Origin of the sequence: Mesorhizobium sp. M1E.F.Ca.ET.041.01.1.1 (genome assembly GCF_003997355.1) — a bacterium.
Lineage (GTDB): Bacteria > Pseudomonadota > Alphaproteobacteria > Rhizobiales > Rhizobiaceae > Mesorhizobium.
Window position 1 is genome coordinate 1 of record NZ_RZSL01000430.1, and the last position, 5,430, is coordinate 5,430.

General features: G+C 61.3%; 5 protein-coding genes. All 5 read left to right on the forward strand.

Annotated elements, in window-relative coordinates; all coding sequences use genetic code 11:
• Positions 1 to 534: RIP metalloprotease (locus tag EOA38_RS26815; RefSeq protein WP_145966075.1), on the forward strand; the 534-nt coding region annotated here is incomplete at its 5' end.
• Positions 535 to 752: 218 nt separating this feature from the next.
• Positions 753 to 3,125, forward strand: a complete 2,373-nt coding sequence (gene bamA, locus EOA38_RS26820; protein ID WP_127300654.1) for an outer membrane protein assembly factor BamA — start codon at positions 753 to 755, stop codon at positions 3,123 to 3,125.
• A 78-nt stretch (positions 3,126 to 3,203) separates the two neighbouring features.
• A complete protein-coding gene (lpxD, locus tag EOA38_RS26825; RefSeq protein WP_126093889.1) occupies positions 3,204 to 4,259 on the forward strand; it encodes a UDP-3-O-(3-hydroxymyristoyl)glucosamine N-acyltransferase in 1,056 nt (351 codons plus the stop codon).
• Complete coding sequence (gene fabZ / locus EOA38_RS26830) at positions 4,252 to 4,710, forward strand: 3-hydroxyacyl-ACP dehydratase FabZ (protein WP_127300655.1); 459 nt, start codon at positions 4,252 to 4,254, stop codon at positions 4,708 to 4,710. Before lpxD ends, fabZ begins: the two co-directional genes overlap by 8 nt.
• Positions 4,711 to 4,725: 15 nt before the next feature.
• Positions 4,726 to 5,430, forward strand: a 705-nt coding sequence (gene lpxA / locus EOA38_RS26835; RefSeq protein WP_127300656.1) for an acyl-ACP--UDP-N-acetylglucosamine O-acyltransferase, incomplete at its 3' end; no start/stop codon positions are given.

A 5,430-nucleotide genomic window follows, 5' to 3' on the forward strand; every position in this document is an offset into this window, starting at 1 on the left:
ATGTTGCGCGACGGCAAGGAAATCACCGTGACGGCGACGCCGCAGCCGATGGAGCAGCAGGACGCGCTGGGCAACAAGGTCAAGGTCGCGGTCATCGGCGTCGCCAACAACACCGAGCTTGGACAGCCGCGGCTGGTCTCCTACACGCCTGCGGGCGCACTGGCAGCGGCTGTCGAGGAAACCGGCCATGTCATCGAACGCACCGGCCAGTTCCTGAAGCGGTTCATCGTCGGACGCGAGGACAAATGCCAACTGGGCGGGCCGATCAAGATCGCAAAAATGTCGGGGCAGGCGGCCAAACTCGGCTTCGAGTGGCTGGTGCAGCTTGTTGCATTCCTGTCAGTCGGGATAGGGATTCTCAATCTTCTGCCGATTCCCCCTCTCGACGGCGGGCACCTCTTGTTCTACGGCGTGGAGGCCGTCATAAGGCGGCCCGTCTCGGAGCGGATGATGGAGATGGCCTACCGGGCTGGCCTCCTGCTGGTGCTCGGGTTCATGGGCTTCGTTTTTTGGAATGATCTGTTTGGGTGCTGAAATCATGAAGGAATTTGGCTTCGGACCCGACCATATTGAGACGCCGTTTACCATGCGTGGGGATATGCGTGACGCGAAAGCCACGCATCAGGGTTAAGTAAATACAAATTAACCCGGAGCCTTGCGTGTAGGGAAAATCCGGTTAATACGGTAAGGGAAAATACCGCACGTCCGGTTTTCTCGCCGTGGGGACTACGAGAAAAAGGTACAAAAGCCCGATGAAGGCAGCATCCAAGTTTCTGAGCGCCGCGTCCGCGGCGGCTTTGTCCGCCGCCCTGGTTTTGCCAGGCGCGCTCGCAGTGCAGTTCGTTGCCACATCGGTAGCCGAAGCAGCAGTCGTCTCGAGGGTCGAGGTCAGCGGCAACCAGCGCGTCGATGCCGAAACCATCCGAAATTACATCTCGATCAAGCCCGGCAAGGCGTTTTCGAGCGCCGATATCGACAGCGCCGTGAAGGCCCTGTTCGGCACCGGGCTGTTCTCGGACGTCCAGATCAATCAGGTCGGCTCGACCCTGGTCGTCAAGGTTTCCGAGTACAAGGTCGTCAACCAGGTCCTGTTTCAGGGCAACAAGAAGCTCAAGGACAACGCCCTTCAGTCTGCCATCCAGTTGAAGCCGCGCGCGACATTCTCGCAGCAGGCGCTTGATGCCGACGTCGAGGCTGTCAAGGCAGCCTACAGGCGCATCGGCCGCGACGATGCCGCCGTGACCACCCAGATCATGGATCTCGGCGACAATCGCGTGAACGTAGTCTTCAACATCAACGAAGGCGCACGCACGCAGATCGCGGCCATCAATTTCGTCGGCAACAGCGCTTTCTCCAGCCGCCGCCTGTCGGACGTGATCAACACGAAGCGTTCGTCCTGGCTTTCGTTCGTGCTGCGCGACGACGTCTATGACGAGGACAAGCTGCGCGCCGACCAGGAGTTGCTGCGCCGCTTCTACTACAATCACGGCTATGCCGACTTCCAGGTCGTTTCGGCCGTAGGTGAGTTGGATGAAGCCACCAACAAATACACCGTCACGATCACGGTGCAGGAAGGCGATCGCTACAACTTTGGCGACATCAGCGTCGAGAGCACGATCCCAGAGGTCGACTCGAAGGCGCTGGAATCGGTGGTCGAGACCCACAAGGGCGATGTCTACAACGCCAAGGACGTTGAGGATTCGATCGTCGCGCTCACCGAGAAGGTCGCGGGTTCGGGCTACGCATTCGCTCAGGTGACGCCGCGTGGCGATCGCAATTTCGAGAACCATACGATCTCGGTCGTCTACACCATCGACCAGGGCACCAAGGCCTATGTCGAGCGCATCGAAATCCGCGGCAACGACCGCACGCGCGACTATGTCATCCGTCGCGAATTCGATGTCAGCGAAGGCGACGCATTCAACCAGGTTCTCATTCAGCGCGCGAAGAAGCGGCTGGAAGCCCTGGATTACTTTGACAAAGTCGAGATATCGACCGTTCCTGGCTCGGCTCCCGACCAGGTCGTCCTGGTGGTCGACGTCGTCGAGAAGTCGACCGGCGAGTTCTCGATCGGCGCCGGCTATTCGACCGGTGGCGACACGCCGGGACCGTCCGTCGAAGGCTCGATCACCGAGCGCAACTTCCTCGGCCGCGGCCAGTACATCAAGCTGTCGGCGGGCGGCGGCAGGCATTCGCGCGACTACGCCATCTCCTTCACGGAGCCGTATTTCCTCGGCCGGCGCATCGCTGCGGGGTTTGATATCTACAAGTCGACCCGTGAGTACAATCACTACGATACAGACGTCACCGGCGGGACCATCCGCTTTGGCCTGCCGATCACCGACAGCATCTCGACGCAGCTAGCGTATAATATCTCGCAGGAGAAGTATTCCATTGCCGATGGCTGTGTGGATGCCAATGGCAACTACGATCCGAGCAGGTGCACCATTTCGCCGGCGATCCTAGCGGGCGTTGCCGAAAGCCCGTGGGTCAAGTCTTCGGTCAGTCTCGGGTTGGTCTACAACACCATCGACGACATGAAGAATCCGCATGAAGGCCTCTATATCACTGGTACAACAGAGGTTGCCGGTCTCGGCGGCGATGCCAAGTGGGTGAAGCTGACCGGGCGCGCAAGCGTCTACCAGACTTTGTCCGAACAGCTTGACCTCGTCGGCCTGGTGTCGGGTGGCGCGGGCTATATTGCGGGCTACGGCAATGGCGAGCTGCGCATCTTCGACCACTTCCAGAGCAATGACCGCATGATCCGCGGTTTTGCCTATGGCGGCATTGGCCCGATTGCCAGCGACAACAGCGGCGACCATCTCGGCGGCACGACCTATTTCAATGCCTCGGCCGAGGCCCAGTTCCCGCTGCCGGTCATTCCGGAGAGCTTCGGTCTGCGTGGCGCGGTCTTCGCCGATGCTGCGACGCTCTATGGCAACAAGCTTGATCCAAGCCTGGTAAAGGCGGGATCGGCTGACATGCATTTGCGCGCTTCGGTCGGTGTTGGCCTGATGTGGGCTTCGCCGTTCGGTCCGATCCGCATCGACTATGCGATCCCGGTCGAGAAACAGCCGGGCGACGACACGCAGGAATTCAACTTCGGCATTGCAACTCGTTTCTAATCCGCGGGTTACGATGTTTCCGGGCCGCCAGGTGGCCCGGAAGAGACTGATCCGACCTAGCTGGATAATGTTTGTGGAATGACCGATCCGGTGTTCTTCGCGCCTTCACGCCGGTATACGGCTGGCGAGGTCGCGAATCTGACCGGCGCCAGCCTCGTCGATTCCTCACGGGCCGATGTTGCCATCGAAGCGTTGGCGCCCGCCAATGAGGGCGGCGAAGGGGCGCTGGTGTTCGTTGACGGCAAGCGCAACTTCGCTCTGATGCAATCGCTCAGGGCCGCAGCCGTTTTGTGCCCCGCCGACTTTGCCAACAGAGCGCCGCAGGGGATCGCGGTGCTGGTGCATCCGCGGCCGCAACAGGCCTTCGCCATGGTCGGGCGGCTGCTGTTTCCACAGGCCGCCACTCCAGGGCCGATGACAGGCGAAACCGGCATTTCGCCGCAGGCGCATATCGATCCGTCCGCGCATGTCGAGGCCGGTGCGATCGTCGAGGCCGGCGCGGTGATCGGCCCCGGCGTCTCCATTGGCGGCGGCACGGTCATTGCGCCTCACGCCGTCATTGGCCGTTCCTGCAGGATCGGCCGCGACGGCTATGTCGGCCCGGGCGCCAGCATCCAGTATGCGCTGATCGGCAACCGCGTCATCATCCATGGCGGCGCCAGGATCGGCCAGGATGGCTTCGGCTTCGTGGGCGGCGCCAAGGGACCCGAGCGCGTGCCGCAAATCGGCCGCGTCATCATCCAGGACGATGTCGAGATCGGCTCGAACACCACCGTCGATCGCGGCGCGATGTCGGACACCATCATCGGACAAGGCACCAAGATCGACAATCTGGTGCAGATCGCCCACAATGTTCGCATCGGCCGCAATTGCATTATAGCCGGGCTTTCGGGTATTTCCGGTTCCGTCGTCGTCGGCGACGGCGTCACCATGGGCGGCGGCGTCGGTCTTGCCGATCATTTGACCATAGGGCCTGGGGCCAAGCTTGCAGCGAGAAGCGGATTCATGAGCAACGTGCCGGCGGGCGAGATTTGGGCAGGCTATCCGGCACAGCCGATGGCCGAAGCTTTGCGCGAGATCGCCATGCTGCGCAGGTTTGCCAAGAGCCGCAAGCAGGGCGACGGAAATGGCTGACATGGTGGCAACGACACTCGAGGCGGTCGACATAATGGGGCTCATGAAGCTCCTGCCACACCGCTATCCGTTCCTGATGATCGACCGCATCGTCGATATCGACGGCAACGACTCGGCCGTCGGCATCAAGAACGTGACAATCAACGAGCCGCATTTCCAGGGTCATTTCCCGGAACAGCCGGTGATGCCGGGCGTCTTGATCATCGAGGCCATGGCTCAGACGGCCGGCGCGATCTGCATCCGCAGCCTCAATACGGAAAAGCCGTCGCTGGTTTACTTCCTCACCATCGACAACGCGAAATTCCGCAAACCGGTCGGTCCAGGCGACCAGTTGAAGATCCACGTCAAGAAAATCAAGATGCGCGGCAACCTGCTCAAATTCGCCTGCGAGGCCATGGTGGATGGCGCGAAGGCGGCAGAGGCCGAGATCTCGGCCATGGTTGCCGGCTGACGGTTTGAAATGCTTATGAAAATCCAGACATCAATCCATCCCTCAGCGGTCGTCGAAGACGGCGCCCAACTCGGCGAAGGCGTCAGCATCGGGCCGTTCTGCCATGTCAGCGCCGACGCGGTGATTGGTGACCGTGCCGAACTGGTCAGCCATGTCGCGGTGATGGGCGCGACCACCATCGGCGCCTCGACCAAGGTCTATCCGATGGCGACGCTGGGAGCGCCGCCGCAGAACACCAAGCACAAGGGTGGACGCACCACGCTGGTCATCGGCGAGAATTGCACCATCCGTGAAGGCGTCACCATGCATGTCGGCACGGATACCAGCCGTGGCGAGACGACCGTCGGAGACAACGGCAATTTCCTCGCTTACGCGCATATCGCCCATGACTGCGTCGTCGGCAAGAACGCCACATTCGCCAATGGGGCGACCCTCGGGGGGCACTGCGAGATCGGCGACAACGTCTATATCGGCGGTCTCAGCGCCGTTCATCAATTCGTGCGTGTCGGCGACAACGCCTTTCTCGGCGGGTGCTCGGCCTTTGTCGGCGACGTCATCCCCTATGCCATCGCCGTCGGCAATCGCGCCAGCCTGCGCGGCCTCAACATCATCGGCTTGAAGCGTTCGGGACTGCCGCGTGCCGAGATCTACCTGCTGCGCAAGGCTTACAGGACGATTTTCGACCGCTCCCGCACCGTCGGCGAGAACGTGGAAATCGCC